Source organism: Citrobacter rodentium NBRC 105723 = DSM 16636 (assembly GCF_021278985.1).
GTDB classification, from domain to species: Bacteria; Pseudomonadota; Gammaproteobacteria; order Enterobacterales; family Enterobacteriaceae; genus Citrobacter_A; species Citrobacter_A rodentium.
The window spans coordinates 4905929-4931922 of the sequence record NZ_CP082833.1; the positions used below are offsets into that span (position 1 = coordinate 4905929).

At 54.3% G+C, this 25994-nt stretch carries 27 protein-coding genes and 1 pseudogene; 16 read left to right on the forward strand and 12 right to left on the reverse strand.

What is annotated here, in order from left to right; translation table 11 throughout:
• Nucleotides 1–22 precede the first annotated feature (22 nt).
• Together citT and rna are read left to right on the forward strand one after the other, a co-directional pair.
• Nucleotides 23–1486, forward strand: a complete 1464-nt coding sequence (citT, locus tag K7R23_RS23390) for a citrate/succinate antiporter CitT (RefSeq protein ID WP_012904965.1) — start codon at nucleotides 23–25, stop codon at nucleotides 1484–1486.
• Nucleotides 1487–1599: 113 nt separating this feature from the next.
• A complete protein-coding gene (gene rna / locus K7R23_RS23395) occupies nucleotides 1600–2394 on the forward strand; it encodes a ribonuclease I (RefSeq protein ID WP_012904964.1) in 795 nt (264 codons plus the stop codon).
• A gap of 80 nt (nucleotides 2395–2474) precedes the next feature.
• Here rna and K7R23_RS23400 read toward each other — a convergent pair whose 3' ends face one another.
• Nucleotides 2475–3311 (reverse strand): alpha/beta fold hydrolase, encoded by an 837-nt coding sequence (locus K7R23_RS23400; protein ID WP_012904963.1) that lies wholly within the window; start codon nucleotides 3309–3311, stop codon nucleotides 2475–2477.
• Between the two features lie 274 nt (nucleotides 3312–3585).
• Between K7R23_RS23400 and rnk the strand changes: the two genes are divergently transcribed.
• Both rnk and yldA read left to right on the forward strand, forming a co-directional pair.
• Nucleotides 3586–3996 (forward strand): nucleoside diphosphate kinase regulator, encoded by a 411-nt coding sequence (gene rnk, locus K7R23_RS23405; RefSeq protein WP_012904962.1) that lies wholly within the window; start codon nucleotides 3586–3588, stop codon nucleotides 3994–3996.
• Between the two features lie 112 nt (nucleotides 3997–4108).
• Nucleotides 4109–4222, forward strand: coding sequence for a small membrane protein YldA (gene yldA, locus K7R23_RS25810; protein WP_276520373.1), 114 nt, complete (start codon nucleotides 4109–4111; stop codon nucleotides 4220–4222).
• Nucleotides 4223–4226: 4 nt separating this feature from the next.
• Here the strand turns inward: yldA and K7R23_RS23410 are convergent, their stop codons facing one another.
• Nucleotides 4227–5465 (reverse strand): zinc-dependent alcohol dehydrogenase, encoded by a 1239-nt coding sequence (locus K7R23_RS23410; RefSeq protein WP_012904961.1) that lies wholly within the window; start codon nucleotides 5463–5465, stop codon nucleotides 4227–4229.
• A gap of 218 nt (nucleotides 5466–5683) precedes the next feature.
• Here K7R23_RS23410 and uspG point away from each other — a divergent pair.
• From uspG to K7R23_RS23425, 3 genes and pseudogenes are all read left to right on the forward strand, one after another.
• Nucleotides 5684–6109, forward strand: a pseudogene (gene uspG, locus K7R23_RS23415) (universal stress protein UspG); the annotation flags it as partial.
• 492 nt (nucleotides 6110–6601) lie between these two features.
• Complete coding sequence (gene uspF / locus K7R23_RS23420; RefSeq protein WP_012904959.1) at nucleotides 6602–7036, forward strand: universal stress protein UspF; 435 nt, start codon at nucleotides 6602–6604, stop codon at nucleotides 7034–7036.
• 187 nt (nucleotides 7037–7223) lie between these two features.
• Complete coding sequence (locus K7R23_RS23425; protein WP_012904958.1) at nucleotides 7224–8321, forward strand: baeRF11 domain-containing protein; 1098 nt, start codon at nucleotides 7224–7226, stop codon at nucleotides 8319–8321.
• Between the two features lie 58 nt (nucleotides 8322–8379).
• On the opposite strand, the gene K7R23_RS23430 is transcribed toward K7R23_RS23425, so the two are convergent.
• Nucleotides 8380–8622 carry a hypothetical protein gene (locus K7R23_RS23430; RefSeq protein WP_012904957.1) on the reverse strand — a complete coding sequence of 81 codons (243 nt, stop codon included), beginning with the start codon at nucleotides 8620–8622 and terminating at the stop codon, nucleotides 8380–8382.
• A gap of 115 nt (nucleotides 8623–8737) precedes the next feature.
• Here K7R23_RS23430 and K7R23_RS23435 point away from each other — a divergent pair, with 115 nt between their 5' ends.
• Nucleotides 8738–8980 carry a ParD-like family protein gene (locus K7R23_RS23435; protein WP_043013902.1) on the forward strand — a complete coding sequence of 81 codons (243 nt, stop codon included), beginning with the start codon at nucleotides 8738–8740 and terminating at the stop codon, nucleotides 8978–8980.
• Nucleotides 8943–9278, forward strand: coding sequence for a type II toxin-antitoxin system RelE/ParE family toxin (locus K7R23_RS23440; RefSeq protein ID WP_024132535.1), 336 nt, complete (start codon nucleotides 8943–8945; stop codon nucleotides 9276–9278). Before K7R23_RS23435 ends, K7R23_RS23440 begins: the two co-directional genes overlap by 38 nt.
• Before the next feature lie 55 nt (nucleotides 9279–9333).
• Here the strand turns inward: K7R23_RS23440 and ahpF are convergent, their stop codons facing one another.
• Entirely contained in the window at nucleotides 9334–10899 is a 1566-nt protein-coding gene (ahpF, locus tag K7R23_RS23445; protein WP_012904955.1) for an alkyl hydroperoxide reductase subunit F, read from the reverse strand.
• Nucleotides 10900–11141: 242 nt separating this feature from the next.
• Nucleotides 11142–11705, reverse strand: coding sequence for an alkyl hydroperoxide reductase subunit C (ahpC, locus tag K7R23_RS23450; protein WP_000052802.1), 564 nt, complete (start codon nucleotides 11703–11705; stop codon nucleotides 11142–11144).
• 375 nt (nucleotides 11706–12080) lie between these two features.
• Here ahpC and dsbG point away from each other — a divergent pair, with 375 nt between their 5' ends.
• The 4 genes from dsbG to K7R23_RS23470 all read left to right on the forward strand — a co-directional run bounded on the left by dsbG (nucleotide 12081) and on the right by K7R23_RS23470 (nucleotide 15914).
• Nucleotides 12081–12827, forward strand: coding sequence for a thiol:disulfide interchange protein DsbG (dsbG, locus tag K7R23_RS23455; protein WP_012904954.1), 747 nt, complete (start codon nucleotides 12081–12083; stop codon nucleotides 12825–12827).
• A 204-nt stretch (nucleotides 12828–13031) separates the two neighbouring features.
• Nucleotides 13032–13934 carry a DNA-binding transcriptional repressor CitR gene (gene citR / locus K7R23_RS23460; RefSeq protein ID WP_012904953.1) on the forward strand — a complete coding sequence of 301 codons (903 nt, stop codon included), beginning with the start codon at nucleotides 13032–13034 and terminating at the stop codon, nucleotides 13932–13934.
• A gap of 154 nt (nucleotides 13935–14088) precedes the next feature.
• On the forward strand, nucleotides 14089–15312 hold the full coding sequence (locus K7R23_RS23465) for a phosphoadenosine phosphosulfate reductase (protein ID WP_012904952.1): 1224 nt from the start codon (nucleotides 14089–14091) through the stop codon (nucleotides 15310–15312).
• Nucleotides 15297–15914: an IbrB-like domain-containing protein gene (locus tag K7R23_RS23470; RefSeq protein ID WP_042623122.1), complete on the forward strand. Its 618-nt coding sequence runs from the start codon at nucleotides 15297–15299 to the stop codon at nucleotides 15912–15914. Before K7R23_RS23465 ends, K7R23_RS23470 begins: the two co-directional genes overlap by 16 nt.
• Nucleotides 15915–15995: 81 nt before the next feature.
• On the opposite strand, the gene K7R23_RS23475 is transcribed toward K7R23_RS23470, so the two are convergent.
• A complete protein-coding gene (locus K7R23_RS23475; RefSeq protein WP_012904950.1) occupies nucleotides 15996–16193 on the reverse strand; it encodes a YbdD/YjiX family protein in 198 nt (65 codons plus the stop codon).
• A 53-nt stretch (nucleotides 16194–16246) separates the two neighbouring features.
• Complete coding sequence (gene cstA / locus K7R23_RS23480; protein WP_012904949.1) at nucleotides 16247–18352, reverse strand: pyruvate/proton symporter CstA; 2106 nt, start codon at nucleotides 18350–18352, stop codon at nucleotides 16247–16249.
• Between the two features lie 301 nt (nucleotides 18353–18653).
• On the opposite strand from cstA, the gene K7R23_RS23485 reads away from it, so the two are divergent.
• The 3 genes from K7R23_RS23485 to K7R23_RS23495 are packed head-to-tail and all read left to right on the forward strand — an operon-like array spanning nucleotide 18654 to nucleotide 20964.
• Nucleotides 18654–19373, forward strand: coding sequence for a nucleoside recognition domain-containing protein (locus K7R23_RS23485; protein ID WP_012904948.1), 720 nt, complete (start codon nucleotides 18654–18656; stop codon nucleotides 19371–19373).
• The gene (locus K7R23_RS23490; RefSeq protein ID WP_012904947.1) at nucleotides 19373–19837 is read left to right on the forward strand and encodes a YjiG family protein; all 465 of its coding nucleotides are present in this window, start codon (nucleotides 19373–19375) and stop codon (nucleotides 19835–19837) included. The genes K7R23_RS23485 and K7R23_RS23490 overlap by 1 nt, the downstream gene beginning before the upstream one ends.
• 14 nt (nucleotides 19838–19851) lie before the next feature.
• On the forward strand, nucleotides 19852–20964 hold the full coding sequence (locus tag K7R23_RS23495; RefSeq protein WP_012904946.1) for a M20 family metallopeptidase: 1113 nt from the start codon (nucleotides 19852–19854) through the stop codon (nucleotides 20962–20964).
• Between the two features lie 37 nt (nucleotides 20965–21001).
• Here the strand turns inward: K7R23_RS23495 and entH are convergent, their stop codons facing one another.
• Genes entH through entC form a run of 5 tightly spaced genes read right to left on the reverse strand, consistent with a single transcriptional unit; the run spans nucleotide 21002 to nucleotide 25836 of the window.
• Nucleotides 21002–21415 carry a proofreading thioesterase EntH gene (entH, locus tag K7R23_RS23500; protein ID WP_024132534.1) on the reverse strand — a complete coding sequence of 138 codons (414 nt, stop codon included), beginning with the start codon at nucleotides 21413–21415 and terminating at the stop codon, nucleotides 21002–21004.
• Nucleotides 21416–21417: 2 nt separating this feature from the next.
• A complete protein-coding gene (gene entA / locus K7R23_RS23505; RefSeq protein ID WP_012904944.1) occupies nucleotides 21418–22173 on the reverse strand; it encodes a 2,3-dihydro-2,3-dihydroxybenzoate dehydrogenase EntA in 756 nt (251 codons plus the stop codon).
• A complete protein-coding gene (locus K7R23_RS23510; protein ID WP_012904943.1) occupies nucleotides 22173–23030 on the reverse strand; it encodes an isochorismatase in 858 nt (285 codons plus the stop codon). The genes entA and K7R23_RS23510 overlap by 1 nt, the downstream gene beginning before the upstream one ends.
• Nucleotides 23031–23043: 13 nt before the next feature.
• The gene (entE, locus tag K7R23_RS23515) at nucleotides 23044–24651 is read right to left on the reverse strand and encodes a (2,3-dihydroxybenzoyl)adenylate synthase EntE (RefSeq protein ID WP_012904942.1); all 1608 of its coding nucleotides are present in this window, start codon (nucleotides 24649–24651) and stop codon (nucleotides 23044–23046) included.
• A gap of 9 nt (nucleotides 24652–24660) precedes the next feature.
• Nucleotides 24661–25836, reverse strand: a complete 1176-nt coding sequence (gene entC, locus K7R23_RS23520) for an isochorismate synthase EntC (RefSeq protein ID WP_012904941.1) — start codon at nucleotides 25834–25836, stop codon at nucleotides 24661–24663.
• Nucleotides 25837–25994 lie beyond the last annotated feature (158 nt).

Below are 25994 nucleotides of genomic sequence, written 5' to 3' on the forward strand. Positions count from 1 at the left end.
GATCCTTTCCGGAGAATCACTTATGTCTTTATCGAAAGATAATATTTGGAAGTTATTGGCGCCTTTGATAGTCATGGGCGTCATGTTTCTTATTCCTGTTCCAGACGGTATGCCGCCGCAGGCATGGCACTACTTCGCCGTTTTCGTGGCGATGATTGTCGGTATGATCCTCGAGCCCATCCCGGCCACCGCCATCAGCTTTATCGCCGTCACCATTTGCGTGATCGGCAGCAACTACCTGCTGTTTGACGCCAAAGAGCTGGCCGATCCGGCGTTCAACGCTGGCAAACAGGCGCTGAAATGGGGGCTGGCGGGCTTCTCCAGCACCACCGTCTGGCTGGTGTTCGGCGCGTTCATCTTCGCCCTGGGCTACGAAGTGACCGGCCTCGGTCGCCGTATCGCGCTGTTTTTAGTGAAGTTCATGGGGAAACGGACGCTTACGCTCGGCTATGCGATTGTCATTATCGACATCCTGCTGGCGCCGTTCACCCCATCCAACACCGCGCGTACCGGCGGCACCGTATTCCCGGTCATTAAAAACCTGCCGCCGCTGTTTAAATCCTTCCCCAACGATCCCTCCGCGCGTCGTATCGGCGGGTATTTAATGTGGATGATGGTGATCAGTACCAGCCTCAGCTCCTCAATGTTTGTGACCGGCGCGGCGCCGAACGTGCTGGGGCTGGAGTTCGTCAGCAAAATCGCCGGCGTCCAGATCAGCTGGCTGCAATGGTTCCTGAGCTTCCTGCCGGTAGGGATTATTTTACTGATCGTTGCCCCGTGGCTCTCTTACGTTCTGTACAAGCCAGAAGTGACGCACAGCGCGGAAGTTGCCGCCTGGGCTGGCGACGAACTGAAAACGATGGGCAACCTGACGCGCAAAGAGTGGACGCTGATCGGTCTGGTTCTGTTAAGCCTGGGTCTGTGGGTGTTCGGCGGCAAAATGATCAACGCGACCGCCGTGGGTCTGCTGGCGGTATCCCTGATGCTGGCGTTGCACGTGGTGCCGTGGAAAGATATCACCAAATATAACAGCGCGTGGAACACGCTGGTTAACCTGGCCACTCTGGTGGTGATGGCTAACGGACTGACCCGTTCCGGCTTTATCGACTGGTTCGCGGGCACCATGAGCGCCCATCTGGAAGGTTTCTCGCCAAATGCGACGGTCATCGTGCTGGTGCTGGTGTTCTATTTTGCGCACTACCTGTTCGCCAGCCTCTCTGCGCACACCGCCACCATGCTGCCGGTGATCCTGGCGATTGGTAAAGGTATTCCGGGCGTGCCAATGGAACATCTCTGTATTCTGCTGGTGCTGTCCATCGGTATCATGGGCTGTCTGACCCCCTATGCCACTGGTCCTGGCGTTATCATCTACGGCTGCGGCTACGTAAAATCCAGAGATTACTGGCGTCTGGGCGCTATCTTTGGGGTGATTTACATCTCCATGCTGCTGCTGGTTGGCTGGCCGATTCTGGCGATGTGGAGCTGATTCTCCGGCGAGAAAACTGAATAACCTCACGGCCCGCCCGGTAATCGCACCCGGCGGGCTTTTTTATGGTTAAATAGCGACTATTCAGTTTTTATATAAGTCCCACGCTCAAGATGAAAAAATCTCTCCTTCTGGCGGTATCGCTACTACCCCTGTCCGCGGCTTTCGCCGCCCCGCTCCAGCCGAGACAGTACGGCGACTTCGACCGTTACGTGCTGGCGCTCTCCTGGCAAACCGGCTTTTGTCAGAGCCAGCATGAGCGCAACCGTCATGAACCTGATGAGTGCCGTCTGCAAAAAGAGGTCGCCAGTAAGGTCGACTATCTGACGGTACACGGACTGTGGCCGGGGCTGCCGAAATCCGTCGCCGCGCGCGGGGTCGACGAACGTCGCTGGATGCGTTTCGGCTGCGCCACCCGCCCCGTTCCTGATCTGCCGGAAGCGCGCGCCAGCCGGAAATGCGCCGCCCCGGAAACCGGACTATCGCTGGAAAGCGCCGCCAGACTGAGCGAGGTGATGCCGGGCGCCGGGGGACGGTCCTGTCTGGAACGGTATGAGTACGCCAAACATGGCGCCTGCTTTGGTTTCGATCCGGACGCCTATTTCGACACGATGGTCCGGTTGAATAAAGAGATTAAAGACAGTGAATTAGGTCAGTTTCTCGGCGAAAACTACGGCAAGCGCGTCAGCCGCAGCGCTTTCGACGCGGCGTTTGCCAGACGCTGGGGCAAAGAGAATATCCGCGCGGTGAAGTTAAGCTGTCATGGCAATCCGGCCTATCTGACGGAAATTCAGTTCTCGCTAAAGGCTGAGGCCATTAACGCGCCGCTGTCGGCGGCCTCTTTCGCCCCGCAGCCCCATCCGGGCAACTGCGGTAAACAGTTTATTCTCGACACAGTGGGATATTGACGGTCATCGGGCGAAGCACGAATTGCGCTTCGCTCATCCCCCTGCGCTAAGAGGATCAGCGTAGCGCAATCCGTTGACGGTTACGACTGGATAAAGTTGAGCAGATCCTGATTAATCTGCTGTTTATGGGTCGTACAGATGCCGTGGGAACCCCCGGCATACACTTTTAGCTGAGCATCCGGCAGGATCTCCGCCGCCACTTTGCCGCAGGTTTCAAACGGGACAATCTGATCGTCATCGCCGTGAATCACCAGCGTCGGAATGGTCATTTTGCGCAGGTCCTCGCGCAGATCGGTTTCCGAAAAGGCTTTAATGCAGTCATACAGGCCTTTGATCGATCCTTGTAATCCCTGCTCGACAAAACTTTCGCGCACCGCTTTGGACTCTTTTGCCCCCTCACGGTTGTAGCCGTAAAACGCCGCCGTCAGTTCATAAAAGAAAGCCGCACGGTCATTAACCACGCCTTCACGGATGCCGTCAAAAACCTCTTTCGGCACGCCGTTGGGGTTAAAGTCAGTTTTCACCATAATCGGCGTCACGGCGCTAATCAGCGCCGCTTTCGCCACCCGCCCGGTACCGTGACGGCCAATATAACGCGCCACCTCGCCGCCGCCGGTGGAGTGGCCGACGTGAACCGCCTCCTGCAGATTAAGGTGCGCAGTCAGCTCAGCCAAATCATCCGCATATTGATCCATGTTATGCCCGTCCCACGGCTGTGCCGAACGACCGTGCCCGCGCCGATCGTGCGCGATGACCCGAAATCCTTTCTGTCCGAGAAAAAACATCTGATCTTCAAAAGCATCCGCCGTTAGCGGCCAGCCGTGGCTGAATACTATCGGCTGACCACTGCTGTCGCCCCAGTCTTTAAAATACAAATAGCTGCCGTCTTTCAGGGTAAGTTTGTCGTACTGGCTCATGAGATCTCCTGTCGCGGAACACTGAGTGTGTTTGCGCCCGCTGTGAGCGCTTAAAAAGCATAATGCAAATTTGAGAACGAACGCGGTTATCGCCTAAAATTCATACTTATGAGGCTTTATCGGGTAATTACCCGAATGTGAACTAAATCACTTCAAAGAACGGAGAAGTCTCAGTATCATCAGGAGAGTTAAACCCTCGCCGCCTGACGGTGAGGGTTTTCTTTTAGGAATCTACACCTGCGGCAAAACGCAGTACCGACGACATGGAGTAAAAATGTCCAGACCCCCTATCATCATTAACGACCTTGACGCAGAACGTATCGATCGCCTGCTGGAGCAGCCCGCGTATGCGGATTTACCCATCGCGGATGCGTTAAACGCTGAACTGGATCGCGCCCGGATGTGTTCGCCAGAAACCATGCCGCATGACGTTGTGACCATGAACAGCCGTGTCAAATTCCGCAACCTGAGCGATGGTGAAGTGCGTGTGCGTACGCTGGTGTATCCCGCGGCAATGACTGACAGCAACACGCAGCTCTCGCTGATGGCGCCGGTCGGCGCGGCACTGTTGGGCTTACGCGTGGGCGACACCATCCACTGGCAGCTGCCGGGCGGCGTCTCTGCGCATCTTGAAGTGCTTGAACTGGAATACCAGCCTGAAGCGGCAGGCGATTTTCTGCGTTAATCCCATCTGCTTAAGCGATTTTTCGCTTTACTCAGAGGATGCTTTCGCATCCTCTTTCCGCAAAATCACCCCTTTTTCCTGGTTTTTTTCCCGCCGCCTCGTCCAGAATTAAATGGATTCATTGGCAGGTACGGTCATGAACGACACGTTCGCGATACTACTGGGCTTTTTTATCATCGCGGCGATCGTCGTCGGGGCCATGCTGTACCTGGAAAACCACTGGTAGCCGGTTAAATCACGCCGCCAGGCATGGCATTAACCAGCCCTTTTACCGATTTTTGCGCTACCTCCGGACTCTGCGCCCCCGGCACGAGGATCACTTTCCGGCACTCCTCCTGACGTTTTTCAAAGATTTCATAGCCGCGAGCGGCCTCTTCAAACGGCATATAGTGGGTGACAATCTCTTCTGGCTTAAGCAGGCCTTGTTCCAGCAGCGGTAGCAGTTCGCCAAGCCAGGCGTGAACGTGCGTTTGCCCCATTTTAAAGCTCAGTCCCTTATCAAAGGCGTCGCCAAACAGGAAGCCATGGATAAATCCGGCATAGACGCCGGGAACGCTGACTATCCCGCCGCGTCTTACCGCCGCAATGCACTGGCGAAGCGCTTTGCCGCTGCTTCCCTCCAGCTTCAGATTGGTCAGCACCGTCTCCGTGGTACTGCCCTTTGCCTCAAAGCCAACGGCATCAATCACCGCATCGACCCCGCGATGGCCCGCGGTCTGTTCGATGATAATCTCCGCAGCGTCATTATGATCGTCAAAATTAATCGGGATCGCGCCATAGCGTTCTTCGGCAAAACGCAGGCGGTACGGATGGTGATCGACGATAAAGATCTGCTCCGCGCCGAGCAGCCGCGCGCAGGCGATGGTCAACAGCCCGACCGGTCCGGCGCCAAACACCGCCACGCTTGAACCCTTCTGGATTTGCGCGTTTTTCGCCGCCTGCCAGGCGGTTGGCAGGATATCGGACAGAAACAATGCTTTGTCGTCAGAGAGCAACGGCGGCACTTTAAATGGCCCGACGTTGCCTTTCGGCACCCTGACATACTCCGCCTGCCCGCCCGGCACGCCGCCATAAAGATGGCTGTAGCCAAACAGCGCCGCCGGCGGCGGGATCTGCTTTTTATTCAGCGCCGCGCCTTTGCCGGTATTAGTATTTTCACAGGCGGAATACTGCTGCAGACGGCAGAAAAAGCAGTCGCCGCAGGCAATCACAAACGGGATCACCACCCGATCGCCCTTCTGCACATTGCGCACATCGCGCCCGGTTTCCACCACTTCGCCCATGAACTCATGACCAAAAATATCGCCATGCTTAACCTGAGGTATCTTCCCGCGATAGAGGTGCAAATCGGAACCACAAATGGCGGTGGCGGTAATGCGCAGGATGATATCGTCAGGCTGCTCGATAATGGGATCGGGAACATTTTCTACCTGAACATGATGCGGACCGTGGTACGTCAGTGCTTTCATACAACCTCCCGGAACAGAGTTTCAGAAACGGCGCATCTATAAAGGGTAGCTATCGTCCGGGAAAAGCCGTCACGCCGCGGTGATTTAAGAATATTCCTGGATAGCCGGTTTCGTTAAATGAAAGCAGAGAAAGTGAAAAAAGTGCCATACAGATAGCAGAAAAGTATATTATTTTGTGCTTGAATGATTTGAGCATTAATTAACAGGGAGAAACGGGTATGTATAAGACGATCATTATGCCGGTTGATGTTTTTGAAATGGAGCTAAGCGATAAGGCGATCCGCCACGCTGAGTTTCTTGCGCAGCAGGATGGCGTCATTCATTTGTTACACGTATTACCAGGCTCCGCCAGCATGAGCCTGCACCGCTTTGCCGCCGATGTCCGTCGTTTTGAGGAACATTTGCAGCACGAAGCCGAAACCCGGCTGCAAACGATGGTCAGCCATTTCAGCATTGATCCTTCACGCATTAAGCAGCACGTCCGCTTCGGCAGCGTACGCGATGTGGTCAATGAGCTGGGCGAAGAACTGGACGCGGACGTGGTGGTGATCGGCTCGCGTAGCCCCTCCATTACCACTCACCTGCTCGGTTCAAATGCCTCCAGCGTGGTGCGCCACGCAACGTTACCGGTGCTGGTAGTACGTTTAGTTCGCCGCTTCAGAAACAAGCCCTGCCCTGGACTGTCCAGCCTGATGGGATCGGTCCAGTTTAGCCAGGGCTTTTTCTTACAGGATTACGCAAAAAGCGGAAAAGATCTCTTCAGGCCAGACGAATAAAGTCAGACAACCTCAATAATCATCCGAATTTCAACGCAGATTTAAAATGCAAATCTGCGTAACCGATTTCTGAGCATTATCACATTTTTTAATTATAACTCTCGCGCCCAGTATAATAAAAACAATGTACATAGATTGATATAGATCACCCTGATTAAGCATGTCTCATTAAATAGTTCATTCTGTTTCTCGCTTTATTATTTATCTCTTTCCCGTTTAAAAACGGTTTAGGATAATTCAACGAAAAAGGTATATTTTTTAAAGTGCAATAAAATTTTACCTCTTATGGAGGATACACTCCCGATCGACTATAGCGCTGACAGCCATATAAATTGAAAAGTTATAAAAAATGGAGGATTTATGACCAGAAAACTACTTATACCTGTTGATGTGACCGAAAGTGAGTTAGCTCACACTATTATTACCCATACTCAAAATGAATCACGTTTTGATACCGCCGAGATACATTTTTTGTCAGTCGTACAGCCGTTTCCTTATTACCCCGCGCTGGGAGGACGTCACTCTGTCCACATCCCATCGATTGATGAACTCGTTGACGACGCAAGAAAAACGCTTGAAAAAACAGTAAGAAACTTCGAGCTACCTGATGTAAAAACCTTCGTTCATGTCATTGCAGGCTCCCCAAAAGATAAAATTCTCGAAATGGCGGAGAAACTCTCTATCGACCTCATCATTATTAGCTCCCGCCGCGATAAATTTACTAAATTTTTGCTCGGTTCCACAACTTCAGCAGTTGTAAGACATGCCGAATGCCCGGTGCTTGTTGTGCGCTGATAAAAGTAACCCCTTATTTCTGTCAAGGGGTTACAGAAAGTTTTCAGTTATTTGACCTGTCAGAGTAACGCACTGCGCGAGAATAATAAAAACTCGTCACCCATACAGTATATCTCAAACCAGGATTACATAACGCTTAATACGGGTGACACAACTTTACTAAAAAATAAATTCCTTGAGGTAGATAATGTTATACGTTGATATTCCTTGCCGTGAAGAGTTTTCCCGCTTATCCGATATTCGCTCTGATGCGTGTATCTCTATCTATCTGGAAACCTCCCCGATCCGGCAAAATTTAGACGCGAGCAAAATTCAATTAAGTAACTTCATAAAAGAGGCTTTGCAACAGGTCGAAGAAAAAGGCATTGATAAACGCCGTTTAGCCATGCTGGAAGAAGAACTCTGTTCGGTGCTGGAAGATGTTGAATTTTGGGATTTCCACGCCCGCAGCCTCGCCATTCTGGCGACTCCGGAAAGCATTACGACTTACCGGTTAGCGAACAACTTACCTGACCGGCTTGAAGTAAGCGAACGCTTTTACCTTAAGCCATTGTTACGCGCGCTTACTTTCCCGCATTCCGCGTATATTCTGGCTTTATCAGTGAACGAAGCGCGGCTGATCGAGTTTTTCGCCGATGTTCCCCCGGCGGAAGTGATCGTTCCGAACATGCCGACCTGTAGACGCGATGCAATGTGCGAAGCGGCATTAAACGACCATCATCATGGCGCTGTGCATCATAAGGTACGGCTCGCACAATACACCCGAAAGGTAGATCAAGCCTTACGCCCGCTGTTTATCAGCCACGACTACCCGCTCTTTTTAGTGGCTGCCGAACCCTTAGCTTCTATCTATCGTGCAACTAATTCTCTTTCTAACCTTACCGACGAAACCTTGTTCACTAACGCCGACCATATGAGTATATCCGATCTGGTATCTCAGGTTCGTCCGTTACTGGATAACTATTATCAGGCGCAGTTAGATTCCCTTAAAACCCGTTTCGAAATCCGCTCAGGCGAACGGCGGGTTACTCAAGAGCTATCGGACGCCGCCCGCGCCGCTACTTTTGGGGCTATCGAACTGCTTTTGATTAATATCGAAAGCGCAATAAAGGGAACCATTGACGAGGATGGCTTAATCTCGTTCGACGATAATAAACACAGCTACGGGATTATTGACGAGATCGCTAAACGGGCGATGGCTACCGGGGCCAGAGTGTTAGCTGTACGCGGCGAAGATCTGCCAGCTGGCGCTGATCTGTACGCGATTTTACGTTACCCGCTGTAATCAGGCAGCGTTAAAAAAACCGCATAATGGACTGCCACATAAAACCAGGCAGTTCATATTAAGCGGCTTCCAGGGCCTGATTTAGGTATTCTCCCGGATTCAGGCCCGTTAATGTCAGGCTTATCGGTTCTTTATTGTAGTCATGGACAGGCTGATAAACTTCTATTTGATACTGCCAGCTCTGAACGACTGATAAAAAATCTGTGGCTGATGCCGAAGAAAACAGTAAATCGGCTTTTGCCGCCTCACCCGCTGTGCTTGCGAGTAATTGCTTACGCCAAAAAGTTGCATTACGCGACAAATTGTTGCATACTGATTTCAGACTAAAACGTAGATCCCTATACGTTTTATTTTATTAAACCTCAAATAAAGCAGAGAGTTAATAGCTACTCATCGACACTCAAGGAACTCAATTTATGGCTACGAGCATCCGTCTAGATGATGACTTCGTGAGCGACGTTAAGGTTTATGCTGACGCAGCTAGCCGCAGCATTCCGAAGCAAATCGAGCATTGGGCCAAAATTGGCCGCATTGCCGAAGATAACCCGGATTTGCCGTATAGCTTCATTAGCGAAATCTTACTTGCTCAGGCGGAAGTCGCTAACAACAGGGTTTCCCGTTATGAACGCAGGACAAGAAGAAAATCAGACACAGATTGACGTTTACGAGACCAATAGGTTCAAGAAAACGGTAGATAAACTGCCTGAAGCACTTCAGGAAGAAGTTGAAGATCAAATCGATATTATCCTCGCTAACCCGCAGATCGGCGAGTTGAAAAAAGGCGACTTATCGCACCTACGGGTACATAAGTTCCGCCTTAATGGTCAGTTAACGCTGTTAGGCTATACCTGGCTTGAGGATAAGATAGAGCTTTATTTACTTCACGTCGGCTCGCACGAAAATTTTTACGACGAGCAGAAGAAACATCGTAAAGCTGATTTGAAGTTGATTGGGTAATAAGAAGCCCTGCCGAAAGGCAGGGCTTTTTTGCAGGTAATGTCTTACTTTCTTTTTATGCAGTTTTGGTGCGAATCAAATAGTCAAACGAACTCAGCGACGCTTTCGCCCCTTCGCCGGTAGCGATGATAATCTGCTTATAGGGCACGGTGGTGCAGTCGCCTGCGGCGAATACGCCTTTCACGCTGGTTTCGCATTTCGCATCGATGATGATCTCACCCATCCGGTTACGCTCAATCGCGCCTTCCAGCCAGTTAGTGTTCGGCAGCAGACCAATCTGGACGAAAATCCCCGCCAGCTCAACGTTGTGAATATCGCCGCTGACGCGGTCACGGTATTCCAGACCGACAACCTTCGAACCGTCGCCTTTCACTTCGGTGGTCTGGGCGTTGAGAATGATGTCGACGTTTTTCAGGCTGCGAATTTTATCCTGCAATACCTGGTCAGCCTTCATCTCCGGCGCAAACTCCAGCAGGGTAACGTGTTCAACGATCCCCGCAAGGTCAATCGCCGCTTCGACGCCGGAGTTACCGCCGCCGATCACCGCCACGCGCTTGCCTTTAAACAGCGGGCCGTCGCAGTGCGGGCAGTAGGTCACGCCTTTGGTGCGATACTGATCTTCGCCCGGAACGTTCATGTTGCGCCATTTCGCGCCGGTGGCGATGATAATGCTGCGCGCTTTCAGTACCGCGCCGGAGGCCGTCTCGATCTGATGCAGACCGCCCTCTACCGCTGCCGGCACCAGTCTGCTGGCGCTCTGGCTGTCGATCACATCCACATCGTAATCACTGACGTGCGCTTTCAGCGCCCCTGCCAGCTTCTGGCCTTCAGTTTTCGGCACAGAGATATAGTTCTCAATATCGACGGTATCCAGCACCTGACCGCCGAAACGTTCGCCCATCAGACCGGTACGGATGCCTTTACGCGCAGAGTAAACCGCTGCCGCCGCGCCCGCCGGACCGGAGCCGACAATCAGCACATCATAAGCGTCGCGTTTGTTCAGCTCTTCGGCTGCGCGTTTTTCCGCGCCGGTATCCACTTTCGCCACGATTTCAGCCAGCGTCATACGGCCCTGACCAAACTCTTTGCCGTTCACAAATACCGCCGGAACGCCCATCACGTTACGATCGGTGATCTCATTCTGGAAGGTGCCGCCGTCAATAGCCGTGTGTTTGATGCGCGGGTTCAGCACCGCCATCAGGTTCAGCGCCTGCACCACGTCCGGACAGTTATGGCAGGAAAGCGAATAATAGGTTTCAAATTCAAAATCGCCGTCGATATCGCGGATCTGCTCCAGCAGAGACTGCGTTTCTTTTGACGGATGGCCGCCGGTCCACAGCAATGCCAGCACCAGAGAGGTAAACTCGTGGCCCAGCGGAGAACCTGCGAAACGCGGCCCCCGATCGGAACCGGGGTTTGTAATCAGGAAGGACGGTTTACGCACCGGCAGGCTGTTCTCTTCTTTGAACGTCACCTTCGGCGACAGTTCGGCGATTTCAGCCAGCAGTTCCTTGATCTCTGCCGATTTAGCGCTGTCATCCAGCGTGGCAATCAGCTCAACAGGTTTAGTGAGTTTCTCAAGATAAGCCTTGAGCTGGGTTTTCATATTTGTGTCGAGCATTATTGTTCCCTCTCTGAAAACATCATCATGCAAGCTGCCTTAAACGGGCTGCCTGAATGCAACTTGAATCATGGTGTTGGGATGAAATGGGCGCAGATGCGCCCATGACTGAAACAATTTCCAAAGTATTTCGCGTCAGAGCAAGACGGCTAGCCTGAGAATCCCCCGGGAGCTTACTGAAGTAAGTGACCGGGGTGAGCAGGCGACGCCAACGCAGCTATGGCGTGAAAGACGACGGAAATTTAGATTTTGCCGACCAGGTCTAAGGAAGGAGCCAGGGTCGCTTCACCCTCTTTCCATTTCGCCGGGCAAACTTCGCCTGGGTGAGCGGCAACGTACTGAGCTGCTTTGATTTTACGCAGCAGGTCAGACGCATCACGGCCGATACCTTCAGCGGTAACTTCGATCGCCTGGATGATACCCTGCGGGTCTACAACAAACGTTGCGCGGTCTGCCAGACCTTCATCTTCACGCATGTTGTCGAAGTTACGGGTCAGGGCGCCAGTCGGGTCGCCGATCATCGCATATTTGATTTTGGCGATGGTTTCAGAGCTGCTGTGCCATGCTTTGTGGGTGAAGTGGGTGTCAGTAGAAACAGAGTACACGTCTACGCCCAGCTTCTGCAGTTCTTCGTAATGGTCTGCAACGTCGCCCAGTTCAGTCGGGCATACGAAGGTAAAGTCAGCCGGGTAGAAGAAGAACACGCTCCAGCGGCCTTCAGTATCCTTCTCGGTAACTTCAATGAATTCGCCGTTTTTGAACGCCTGGTTTTTAAAAGGTTTAATTTTAGTATTAATCAAGGACATCTGTACTTCCTCCGTGTTTTCGTTGAGGTGTAAGTTAACGAAAAATGACTGACAGGGCTAATGCGTTTCTTTTATCAAATCAATAAGCGTTAACTAACAACCGTTTTTCACCAACGTGATGAACATACTACGACCCATAGTAAAAAGGCCACCTTTACAGGCGGCCCCGTTACCTGAACTACCCGTAGGTAACTTCAGCGCCAGTGAGACTGGCTAAGTGTTGCGCTCTACATTACCTTAACAAAGGTTGTAACAGCGAGAGGAATTACAACACCCCACAATTAAAAGGGCAATCTTCCTGTCTGAGGTGTTACCTATGATTGCGATAGGTTTGCTCACTCCCCTCGATATATTTATGATTTATAAGGATAAAAAATGCTTAAACGTACGCTTCTTCTCGCCTTACTCCCTTTTGGCGCATACGCTGAGGAACTGCCCGCTCCGGTCAAAGCCATTGAACAGCAAGGCATTACCATCATCAAATCCTTTGACGCGCCGGGGGGAATGAAAGGTTACCTGGGAAAGTACCAGGATATGGGCGTAACGATTTACCTGACGCCGGACGGTAAACAGGCTATCTCCGGCTACATGTATAACGAAAAAGGCGATAACCTGAGTAATCAGCTGATCGAAAAAGAGATTTATGCGCCTGCCGGACGTGAATTGTGGCAACGCATGGAGAAAGCCTCCTGGCTGCTGGAGGGCAGCAAAGAGGCGCCGGTGGTTCTGTATGTCTTTGCCGATCCGTTCTGCCCCTACTGTAAACAGTTCTGGCAACAGGCGCGCCCGTGGGTTGAGTCAGGGAAGGTTCAGTTACGCACGCTGCTGGTCGGAGTGATTAAGCCGGAAAGCCCGGCGACGGCAGCGGCGATCCTGGCGGCGAAGGACCCAGCGAAGGCGTGGCGCGACTACGAAAATTCCGCAGGAAAAATGACGCTTAACGTCCCGGCGTCCATCGATGCCAGATATAAGGAGACGTTAAACCACAATGAAAAAATCATGGACGATCTCGGTGCCAACGTCACGCCAGCCATCTATTACATGAGCCGGGAAAACACGCTGCAACAGGTGATCGGTCTCCCGGATAAGCAACAGCTCGCGGCAATGATGGAAAGCCATTAAAATTTATCAGGGTGATTAAAAATATCTCAAATATAACCACCCTGAATATAATTTAAATAGTTCCCCAAAGAAATTTTATTGTGCTATTTTAGCCATACTAAAACTAACTTTAAGTCAGGCATTGATTTCTTTAGCTTAAGATGACACGGAAAGCATTAATGATACGGATGATTTCATATCAAAAAGTGAGAAAAGGAAAAACACATGGCTAACCTTTACGATCTCAAAAAGTTCGACCTTAACTTGTTAGTTATATTTGAATGCATTTATCAACATCTCAGCATCAGCAAAGCGGCCGAAACGCTTTACATCACGCCCTCTGCGGTTAGCCAGTCGTTACAGCGGCTACGGACTCAGCTAAACGATCCCTTATTCATCCGTTCGGGCAAAGGCATTACGCCGACCACAATGGGAATTAACTTACATCACCATCTTGAAAATAATCTAAATAGTCTCGAGCAAACCATAAATATTATGCATGAGACGGATATCAGAAAGAAATTCATTATCTATGGTCCACAAATAATTATCTCCAGCAATGTCTTAATGCTGATTAAGCAGATCCGTCAAAACAGGAACATTGAAATTGAGCATCACGATATTATAGCCAGTAAAGAATCGGCGGAAGATTTATTAGCCTACCGTAAAGCCGATTTGGTCATCTCTCTGTATGCGGTGAATAATCTCTCCATCGTCTGTAAGCCCTCCAGACCGGTCGAGTGCGTTCTGATATGCAATAAAGATCATCCGCGTATTCATGAACATTCATCACTGGACGAGATAACTGAAGAGCAATTCACAATGCTTATGCACGACGATCCGGGGGTAAAAGAGTTTCAGCTTCATCCGGATAATATCATCAAAGGCAGAAAAATTGGCTTCAGAAGCCAGTCGGTTATCTCTATCGCCAACGTCATCGCCACAACGGATATCATCGGATTTATCCCCAAACCCGTGTACGATTTTTACCAGCCGCTACTGGGGTTTAAGCGCGTCGCCTACCCCTTATCAACCCCCTCGTTGCGTCTCTATTATATGTATAATCGCGCTTCGCTGAACAACAAGTTATTCGCCGAAGTGATTTCCTGTCTGGATAATGTCCCCTGAATTTCATTTAGGTCAACATATTTACTATGCTAATATTTAGTATTGAATTCATTTTCTTCTGAAATGAATATAAATATTGTGTTTTATCTTAAACACGCCGGCTTATCTTATGGTATATATGGACACGTAATATCTTGCAGGGACTCGTGTTGGTATGTCGGTTTATAAAATTCCATTAGAGCAAAACGTTCTTGAAGCCGCTGAAGAACGAATAGCATGGACCCTTGAAAATCTCCCACGCGTATGCGTGTCATTTTCCGGGGGTAAAGACTCCGGGATTATGTTGCATTTAACAGCTAAACTTGCGCGCCAGTCCGGTAAAAAAATTAGCGTTTTGTTTATAGACTGGGAAGCGCAATTTTCCTGCACCATCCGTTATATTGAAGCAATGCGCGAAATGTATTCCGACGTCATTGAGCAATTCTATTGGGTGGCATTACCGATGACGACGCAAAATTCTCTTTCGCAATTCCAGCAGGAATGGCAATGCTGGGAACCGAATACCTGCTGGGTACGCCAGCCGCCGGCAGATGCGATAACCGATACCGCATTTTTTCCGTTTTATCAGGCGGGCATGACCTTTGAACAGTTCGTGCGCGATTTCGCCGACTGGTTTTCAAATAAACGCCCCGCCGCCATGCTGGTCGGGATCCGCGCAGACGAGTCTTATAATCGTTTTGTCGCCATTGCCAACCTGAGTAAACAGCGTTTCGCTGATGATAAGCCCTGGACCACCTCCGCACCGGGGGGACATACCTGGTATATTTACCCGATGTACGACTGGCAAACCGCTGATATCTGGACATGGTTTGGCCGTACCAGACTCCCCTGTAATCCGCTATATAACCTGATGTACCAGGCGGGGGTGCCGCCCCGTTATATGCGGATTTGCGAACCCTTTGGCCCCGAGCAGCGCCAGGGACTGTGGCTGTACCACGTTCTGGAACCCGAACGTTGGGCGACGATGTGCGCCCGCGTCAGCGGCGTGCGTAGCGGCGGTATTTATGCCGGACAGGGCAACCATTTCTACGGTCATCGCAAAATTCTCAAACCCGAACACCTGAGCTGGCAGGAATATGCAATGCTGCTGTTATTTAGCATGCCGGAAGAAACGGCGGAGCATTATCGCAATAAGATCGCCGCCTATTTGCACTGGTACAAAAAAAACGGTCTCGACGAAATACCGCAAACCCAGCAAGGCGATATCGGTTCGAAAGACATTCCTTCATGGCGACGCATCTGCAAAGTGCTGCTGAACAATGATTACTGGTGCCGGGCGCTCTCTTTCAGCCCGACAAAACCCAGAAGCTACCAGCGTTACAGCGAACGCATGAAAGCAAAACGTAAAGAGTGGGGAATCCTATGCAACAACGATTAAAGCAGGAGCTTACGCGCTTTCTCTCGTCTTTGAGTGAAGAGGAGCGGATCAAGGCGATCAATGAATTTCGCATGGTGATACACAGCGTCAGCCCATTTCGCGATGAGCCGGTTGACTGCGTACTTTGGGTCAAAAATGAACAGATTACGCCTAACGATTACAACCCGAACAACGTCGCGCCACCGGAGAAAAAGCTGTTGTTGAAATCGATCGAAGCGGACGGTTTCACACAACCTATCGTCGTTTCGCAAGCCAGAAGCGGGGAGTATGAAATCGTCGATGGCTTTCACCGCCATGAGTTAGGCAAGGGTAAAGCGGCGATCCGCTCCCGGCTGAAAGGTTATCTTCCGGTATCCTGCCTTGAACGCACCCGCCACGAACGCATGGCCGCGACGATTCGCCATAACCGCGCCAGAGGGCGTCATCAGATCCACGCGATGTCAGAGATAGTGCGCGAGCTGGCGCTGCTGGGGTGGAGCGACGAGCGTATCGGCAAAGAGCTGGGTATGGACGAAGATGAGGTGCTGCGCCTGAAACAGATCAACGGCCTGCAGGAGCTGTTTGCCAACCGTCGATATTCTAAAGCCTGGACGGTGAAATAAAGCTGAAAGGCGCAGGATGGCGCTCACGCTTATCCGGCCTGGCCGGTGAAAACGCAGCAGCCATCTGAATGATGAAGAGCATCAGCAGCAGCGCGCGCCCCCCTTCCCTCCATAGCGCGCATCCTGACGCTCGCGGAAAAACTCTTCATAGGTCATCGGCGTCTGCTCGGGATGGGTCGCGCGCATATGCGCGACATAGTTGTCATAATCCGGCACGCCGATCATTAACTTCGCCGCCTGGCCTAAATATTTTCCGGCTTTCGAAAGCGTATCAAACATCTTTTACCACCTGTCTGACTCCCCTCTCCCGGTCGGGAGAGGGGGTTGATATGTTAGTGCACGCCTTTCGCCTGCGCGACAATCTGATCCACATTTGCCGGCATCGGCTGGTACGGCGTCTCTTTCGCCGTCGGCTTGTCCTCTTTCAGCGCCGCCAGCGCGGTCTTGATCGAGAACAGCGCCAGCACCACGACCACCACCATAAAGAAGATAGTCAGGCCAGCGTCCAGACGGTTGTTGAACACCAGCTGTGCCAGCTGCGACTCAGTGTACTGCGGCGGAATATTGCCGCTGTCGATCATCGCCTGGAACTTGTTGGCAATCGCCAGGAAGCCGATTTTCGCATCCGGGCTAAAGGCCTTCTGCCAGCCGGCGGTCAGCGTACAAATCAGCAGCCATGCCGTTGGCGCCAGCGCCACCCACGCGTAGCGCTGGCGCTTCATCCTGAACAGCACCACCGCGCAGAGCATCAGCGCCATTCCCGCCAGCATCTGGTTGGCAATGCCGAACAGCGGCCACAGGGTGTTAATGCCGCCTAACGGATCGACTACCCCCTGATGCAAGAAATAGCCCCACGCCAGTACGCACAGCGCCGTCGCCAGCAGGTTGGCGGGAAGCGAATCGGTACGCTTCAGCCCCGGAGAGATGACGCCCAGCAGATCCTGTAGCATAAAGCGCGCCGCACGCGTGCCTGCGTCCACCGCGGTCAGAATGAACAGCGCTTCAAACAGAATAGCGAAGTGATACCAGAAGGCCACGTCCATCATGCCGCCCAGCGCACCGTGCAGAATGTACGCCATCCCCACCGCCAGCGTCGGCGCGCCGCCCGCACGGGAAATGATCGATTGTTCACCCACTTCACTGGCGATCTGATTCAGCGTGTCCGGGGTAATCGTAAAGCCCCAGCTACTGACCACCTGAGCGGCAGAAGCTACCACGTCCGTCGTTCCGGCCGGCGCCAGCACCGCCATCGGGCTGTTCATCGCGAAATAGACGCCCGGATCGATAATACAGGCGGAAACCAGCGCCATAATCGCCACAAAGGACTCCATCAGCATACCGCCGTAGCCGATAAAGCAGGCCTGCCCTTCATTCGCCAGCATCTTCGGCGTGGTGCCGGAGGAGATCAGCGCATGGAAGCCAGATACCGCACCGCAGGCGATAGTGATAAACAGGAACGGGAACAGATTCCCCGTCCATACCGGCCCGGTGCCGTCGACGAATTTCGTCAGCGCGGGCATGGTCAGAGTCGGACGCATAATCAGAATGCCGACCGCCAGGCCGACAATAGTGCCGATTTTCAGGAAGGTGGAGAGATAATCGCGCGGCGCGAGCAGCAGCCACACCGGCAGCACCGCCGCCACAAAGCCGTAACCGACCAGCATCCAGGTTAACTGTACGCCGGTGAAATCAAAATATGGCGCCCAGGTTGGGCTTTCCGCCACCCAGCCGCCGGAGATAATCGCAAAGACGAGGAATACCAGGCCAATCACCGACACTTCGCCAATGCGCCCTGGCCGCAGATAGCGCAGATAGATGCCCATAAAGATCGCCAGCGGAATGGTGAACGCCACGGTATAAGTTCCCCACGGACTGTGGGTTAACGCCTTCACCACGATCATCGCCAGCACCGCGAGGATAATCACCATGATCATAAAACAGGCCACCAGCGCGATCACCCCGGCGGTCGCCCCCATCTCTTCTTTGACCAGTTCGCCCAGCGAGCGCCCGTCGCGGCGGGTGGAGACAAACAGCACCATAAAATCCTGCACCGCCCCGGCCAGCACGACGCCGGCCAGCAGCCAGATCATCCCCGGCAGATAGCCCATCTGCGCCGCCAGTACCGGCCCGACCAGCGGGCCTGCGCCGGCAATCGCCGCGAAATGATGACCGAACAGCACTTTTTTGTCGGTCGGCACATAGTCCAGACCATCGTTATGACGCACGGCGGGCGTCATACGCGTCGGATCTACCGCCAGCACGTTTCTGGCAATGTACAATCCGTAAAACCGGTAGGCGATGAGATAGACGCAGACCGACGCCACCACAATCCACAGCGCGTTGATCTGTTCTCCACGGTTAAGCGCAATATAGCCAAGCGCAAACGCGCCCAGTACCGAGAGCAGCGTCCAGATAAGATATTTCCCTGATTTATTCATGGTTGTTATCCGTCTACGTGTTCCAGAGAAGTGAGATGTTACATTTTGTTTCTATAACACCTTTTGGCAATTTAACAACCTGACAACCTTACAAACCTGAACCATCACCTGTTTTTTACATTGCATTGTTAAGCAGATCACTTTCCGTCGAAAAACTCGCCCCACAGCAAAATATTCCCCCAGTTCACAGTTTTTTATTCGTTTCCACTGCGTTGATTGATGAAATGATTTGAATCATTTTTTTAATTGCCCGTGTCGTCAGAATAAGCGGGCTAAAACGCGTATCTACAAGGAGATGGAAATGAGTAGTTCGGATGTAAAGGAGCAAAAAACAGGAGCTGGCGCCTACTTCGCCCTGGCTTTTGCGGCCGTCTTTTTTTCAGGTTTGCTGGGCGGTAAGGAGTGGTATGGCGTCTTTGACTTTACCACTCTCAACGGTGCTTTTGGCCGCGTCGTCAGCGGCGTCAGCCAACAGGGAGATACCATTGCCACCACCACCAGCGCCTTCCGCGGCGTGGGCGGCAACGGCGCGATGGATGGTTTTCTATTCGCCCTTGGTCTTATTCCAGCGGTGATGTTCGCGCTGGGGATGATTAACGTGCTGGAGCATTACGGCGCGCTGCGCGCTGCGCGCCGCCTGTTAACGCCACTGCTGCGTCCGCTGATGGGCATTCCCGGTAACACCGGTCTGGCGCTGATCGGTAGCCTGCAAAGCACCGACGTTGGCGCTTCGCTGACCCGCAACCTGTCCGATGAGGGTCAAATTACCGAAAAAGAGAAGGACATTTTCGCCATGTTTCAGTTCTCCGCCGGGGCGATGATCACCAACTTTTTCTCCTCCGGCGCCATTCTGTTTACCCTGATAGCGATGGACGGTACGCCTGCCGTTCCCACCTCTATCGGCGTCTGCATTATGGTGATGTTCGTGATGAAAATCTTCGGCGCCAATCTGATGCGCCTGATCCTTACCTTCAACAATAAAAGCGCCCCGGTAACCACCGCAGAAAAAGGAGAAGCCTGATGAGCGTGCCAAACGCCAGACCGGTCATCACGGACGTATTCGTTGAAGGCGCCCGTAAAGGATGGAACATTGCCACCAGCAGCACGCTGCCCAACGTGGTCATGGCCTTTATTATCATCAAAGCGCTGGAAATCACCGGCGCGCTGAAAGGGATGGGGATGGTTTTCGCCCCGCTGATGGGACTGTTTGGTCTTCCCGGCGAAGCCGCGGCGGTGCTGATCGGCGGCTGGATGTCGATGGGCGGCGGGATCGGCGTCGCCATTGGTCTGTTTGACAAGGGGATCCTTACCGGCCAACACCTTGCCATTCTGGCTCCCGCCATCTACCTGATGGGCTCTCAGGTGCAGTATCTGGGACGCATTCTCGGGGTGATTGGCACCCAGGCCAGACGTATTCCGCTGATGATCGCTATCTCGATCGTTAACGCGTTTATCGCCATGCTGCTGATGCGCATCATTCTCTGAATTAAGGACAATTTATGAATCTCGAAAAGTACATTGCCGAACTGCAAACGCTGGTCAACGTGGACTGCGGCACCAGCACTATTGATGGCGTCGCCAGGGTAGCGGAAATCGTTCGTCAGCTCTGGCTACAGGAGGGCTGGCGCGTAGACACCGTTAATCTGGGCGATGCGGTGGGACCGGGGCTTTTTGTCACCAATAAGCCCGATGCCGAAAAATTCGACGTACTGCTCGTCGGCCACCTGGACACCGTTTTTCCGCCTGGCACCGTTGCCGAACGTCCGTTAAGCCGCGATGAAACCCGCCTGTACGGGCCGGGCGTCTCCGATATGAAAAGCGGCCTGCTCAATATCCTCTGGGCCATGCGCACGCTGGCCCCGGAACATCGTGAACGGCTGGCGATCGCCGTGGCCATGAACCCCGATGAAGAGACCGGCAGCGTTCATTCTCATGAGTGGATTGGCGAGCTGGCGAAAAAATCGCGCTGCGTTTTAGTCTGTGAGGCGGCGCGCGCCGACGGCTCGCTGGTGAAAGCGCGAAAAGGGATGGCAGGTTACCATCTGACCTTTAGCGGCGTAGCCGCCCATGCCGGTAACGAACCGGAAAAAGGTCGTTCGGCGATTACCGCCCTCGCGAACAGCATTGTCGCCATCAATGCTCTTGCCGACAGCAGCACGGGAACCACGCTTAACGTCGGCGTGGTGCGCGGCGGCAGCGCCGCCAACGTGGTGCCGGACAGCGCGTTTGCCGAACTGGACGTGCGCTTCTGGCAAAATGAAGAGGATGCCCGCGTCCGTCAGGCGCTGCAGACGATGTGTGAACAGGGATTCCTTGAAGGGGTCGCCACCACGCTGACTCTGGTCACTCATAAGCCCGCGATGGCGGCGAGCGAAGCGACCGGCGAATTGATGGCGCTGGTTGAGCAGGCGGGTAAAGAAGAAGGTATTGCGATTAGCTGGCAGGCCGTCGGTGGCGGCAGCGACGCGAACCATACCGCCGCGTTAGGTATACCGACGCTGGATGGTCTTGGTCCGGTGGGCGCTGGTTTCCACAGCCCGAAAGAGTGGCTGGATATCGCCTCGATCGAACCACGAATCCGCCTGCTGCGCCGCATCCTGTCGCAGCTTTAAGCCCTTGCCCCTCCCTGAAGCGGGAGGGGCGTTTATCTCAGCCGATAACCGCCGTTCCCAGCCGACAGGTGCAGCAGCGCCGACCCTGCTCGTCAAATACCACGATTTCCCAGCTCTGGCTCTGGCGTCCGAGATGCAGCGGCTGGCAAACGCCGCGCACTTTGCCCTGCGAGACCGGACGATGATGGGTGGCGTTCAGCTCAGTGCCCACCACGCACTGGCCGTCGCGGGTCAGCAGAAAACCGGCCATCGATCCCAGCGTCTCCGCCAGCGCCGCCGACGCCCCGCCGTGCAGCAGGCCAAACGGCTGATGGGTACGGCTGTCGACCGGCATTTCCGCCTCCAGCACATCGTCGCCAAGCCGGGTGTAGACAATACCCAGATGCGCCACCATCGTGTTCTGGCTGGTGGCGTTCAGCTCTGCAAGCGTTAAGTGACGTTTCCAGATCATCATTACGCTCCCAGCGTTGAGCCGCCGTCCACCACGATATCCTGTAGCGTAATGTGGCTGGCCAGATCGGACGCAAGGAACATAATGGTGCTGGCGATCTCCTGCGGGCGGGCGATTTTCCCCAACGGAATACCGAGCTTGAACTGTTCGCCAAAGCCGCGAATGCGCTGCTGTTCCGCGTCATCGCTTTGCCATAAGGTGCGCTGCATATCGGTGTCGGTGGAGCCCGGCGACACCACGTTACAGCGCACGCCACTGCCCGCCAGCTCCAGCCCGACGCTCAGCGCCAGGCTTTTCAGCGCCGCTTTCGACGCGCCGTAGGCGCTCATGCCGATGCGCGGCGTATGGGCGGCGTCAGAAGCAACGGTGACGATCGCCCCGCCCTGCTGGCGTCGAAACTGCGCCATCGTCTGCTGAAAGAGGTTAAACGCGCCGCCGACGTTAACCGCCAGGGTCTGCTGCCAGTCGTCCTGGCTCAGCGCATCGGTGGCCCCCATTCGCAAGATCCCGGCGGCGTTAACCAGCACGTCCAGTCGTTCAGTCTGCGCCAGCAGCCGCTGGCAAACATCGCTTACCTGTTCCGCGTCCGCCACGTCCATTACTTCGCAGGCAAACGGGTAGTCGCTGAGCACGAACGCACGATCGAAGCCCGTCACCTGCGCGCCTGCCTCAGCAAACGCCCGCGCGGTGGCGTAGCCAATGCCCTTGCCCGCGCCGGTGACCCACACCGTTTTACCGCGAAAATCGAACCCGGCCATTATTTCACCTCGCGCGACAGCAGTTTCCACCAGCCGTCAATCGTCGGGTTTTTCGCCAGCATCACGAAGTCGATATCGCCATGCACTTTGCGCCAGCGCGCCGCCAGCGCCATCATACGTACCGAATCAAGGCCATAGTCGATCAGGTTTTCATCATCCATCGGCTCTTCGGACTCATCGAGCAGCGGCAGGATCAGCGCCCGCAGATCCTCTTTGCTGGCCGGTACCGGCGCGGGCAGCAGATCCTGAGTCATCACCACGCGTCCGGCACGCCCGGCAACATAGTTCAGCGCCATCAGGTGCTCCTCGCGGCTGAAATCCGCCAGCGCGTCGGCCACCATAAACGGTTTGATGTCGCGCATGAACGCGTCGGTAGCGGTGGTCATACAGCCGATATGCGCGTACACGCCGGTGATGATCAGCTGATTGCGCCCGGTCTCTTTCAGCATCTGCTCCAGCGGCGAGCGGTGAAACGCGCTGTAGCGCCACTTAACAAGCACGGTATCGGCTTCATCCGGCGTTAAGCTCTCCACCACCTTTTGCTGTTCCGGCGAGCGGGTCAGACCCGGCCCCCACATATCGTTCAGCAACGCGCGATCTTCATCGCTCTGCGCTTTCGGCTGCGCGGTGTAATAGACCGGAATATGGTGCGCTTTGCAGTAGTCGCGCAGGGCGGCGATATTAGCGATCACCTGTTCCATCATCGGGCAGTTTTCGCCCCAGAAGCTGACGAAATAGTCCTGCATATCATGAATCAACAGCGCCGCGCGCTCGGGGTCAAAGGCCCAGCTAACCTTGTTGGTCGGGATATCCTGTGCGTCTGGCAGCGCGTAGGCCTGCAGTTTAGGGATTGCCATCGTATATTCTCCTTCAGGCCGGGCGCGTTGCCAGCCACTGACGTAATTGTTTTTTATCGACTTTACCGACCGGGGTCAGAGGCAGCGCCTCGACGGTCTCCACACGGTCCGGCAGCTTAAATTCGGCGACGCCCTGTTCGCGCAGAAAGCGGCGCACCTGCACGGCGCGCAGCGGTTCTTTAACCACCAGCCAGGCGCAGCTTTTTTCGCCCATCAGTTCGTCGTCCATACTGACCAGCGCCGCGTGGATCACTGCCGGATGGCGCAGCAGCAGGTTTTCGATCTCTTCCGCCGCGATCTTCTCGCCGCCGCGATTGATCTGATCCTTTTCACGGCCATGCACGGTGATGTAGCCATCCTCATCGATGGAGATCAGATCGCCTGAGCAGTAAAAACCGTTGGCGTCAAAAGCGCTGGCGTTATGCTCCGGGCTTTTGAAGTAGCCGCGGAAAGTATACGGGCCGCGCGTCATCAGCCGTCCGGTTTCCCCCTGCGGCAGCGGGTTGCCGTCGGCGTCGGCCACCCACACCTCGTCGTCCGGACACATCGGACGTCCCTGGGTATGAATAATCCGCTGCGGGCTGTCGTCGAGGCGGGTGTAGTTCACCAGCCCTTCCGCCATGCCGAAGACCTGCTGAAGCTGACAGCCGATCTCCGCCGGAATGCGCGCGGCGAGCGACGCGGACAGACGCGCACCCCCAACCTGCAAAAGCTTCAGCGAGGCCAGCTGCGCATTGCTGCCCCATTCACTGATTGCCTGTAGCCACAGGCTCACCGCAGGCGGCACCAGCGCCGTGGCGTTAATCTGGTGTTTTTCAATCAGCGGGAAGCACAGCGTGGCGCTCGGATCGGCGGCCAGCACCACGATCCCGCCCGCGAGGAACACCCCCAGCGACCCCGGCGAACTCATCGCGTAGTTATGCGCCGCCGGAATGGCGCATAAAAAGCGCGTCTGCGCGGTGAACCGGCAGATTTCATTGCTGCGGCGCACGCTGTAGTAGTAGTCGTTATGGGTACGCGGGATCAGTTTCGGCGTCCCGGTGGTGCCGCCGGAGAGCTGGAAATACGCCACTTCATCGGCAGGCGAAGGGGTAGCGGTAAAATCCGCCGCAGGGGTCTTTATCGCCGTCTGCAGACAGCGCTCGCCGCTGTCGTTCAGCAGATGTACGACGCGAATGGAGTTGTGCTGCGCAATAAAGGTAGGCAGAAAATCATCAGCGGCGAACAGCGCGTGCTGGCGGTCGGCAATCAGCAGCGCCGGTTCAATCTGCTGCGCATAGGCGGTCAGTTCGCTACGCTGATGGCTGAACAGCGCGAGCACCGGCGCGACGCCAAGTTTCAGCAGGGCGAAAAAGGTGATGTACAGCTCCGCGACGTTGCCTAACTGCACCAGCGCCGTTTCGCCCGGTTGGATGCCCTGACGGCGCAGGCTACAGGCCAGATTATCCGCCGCCTGGTTCAGCTCGCGGTAGCTCAGGCGTCGCTCGCCGTCGATCACCGCCGTGCTGTCGCTGTCTGCGTGGCGGGTCAGAATGTCGGTCAACGGCAGATCCTGCCAGTACCCTTTTTCGCGGTAGCGACGGGCTAAGTCGTCAGGCCAGCGGGTGAAAGGTATGCTCATCATCACTCCTTAATGCAATCCAAAGACGTTCAACATCGTGGAGAGCTTCACACCGGTTTCGCGCCACTCTCCGACAGGCGAAGAGGCCGGAACGATTCCCGCCCCCGCAAACAGACGAACCTGGTTTTTATGCAATCTGGCGCAGCGGATCGTCACCACCCACTCGCCGTTGCCTTCGGCGTCGCACCAGCCAACGATGCCGCCAAAAAGTTCGCGGTCAAACGGCTCCAGTTCGGCAATCAGCCGTTTCGCCGCCTGATGCGGGAAGCCGCTCAGCGCGGGGGTAGGATGCAGCAGGCAGGCCAGCGTCAGGGCATTTTCCCCGGCGTTGGCTTTGCCTTCGAACGGCGTGCCGAGGTGCCACAGCGTCGGGGTGGTAATCAGCTGCGGCGAATCCGGCAGTTGCAGATCGCTGCTGCGATCGCGCAGCACGGCCTTCATCGCCTGGGTCACCAGCTCGTGTTCATGACGATCTTTTTCAGAAGCCAGCAGTCGGTTGCCCGCTTCCCTGTCCAGCACCTCATCTGGCTGGCGACGCGCCGAACCTGCCAGCGGCAGCGAGCTGAAGCGATCGCCCTCTTTGCGCAGCAGCAGTTCAGGACTGGCACCGAGCAGAACGACGCCATCCTGCAACGACACATGGAAGTTGTAACTAACCGGATTTTGCGCCACTAAGCGCTCGAGCAGCGCGCCGCTGTCGATGTCACCATCGGTGGTAATATCAATCAGCCGCGACAGCACCACCTTGTCGACCTCCGGCGTCGCAGTCAGCGCGGCGGCGCGGGCGACCATCGTCTCAAAGGTTTTCTGCTCCGGAATCGCTTTACGCTCAATGACGTTGAGCGACTGATGGGCAGTAAAAGAACGCGAGGCGTGCTGTTTCTGCGGGCGGGAAAAGCTTTCCCGGGCTTCGGGAATAAACAGCGCTGAAGGCTGGCGGGTATCGAAAGGAATCGCGCCGACCACCACCGGCTTGTCGATGCCGGCGGCCCTGGCATCGGCAAACAGGGTGTGTAATTTTTTCTGGAAGGAACTGTCTGGCGAATCGCCGTTGACGGCGGGTTCATCAAAGCGGGCAAAACAACCTGACGTCGTAAAACTGCGGTACGGCGACATAAAGAAAAAGCGATCGGGCGCAAGCGTTGCCATCGTCTGCTGAACGTCCTCAGCCAGTGACGTATCCATATCATCCTCCAAAAATGATAAAGGCTTTAATAATGATTATCATTTATATTTCGGCGCTAACCTAAAAGTAAACAGCCACTATGTCAACTCCTGCGCAGCACATTGTGCGACTAACGCTTGCATCCCCCACGCTTAATAATGAAAATGAGAAGCATTAA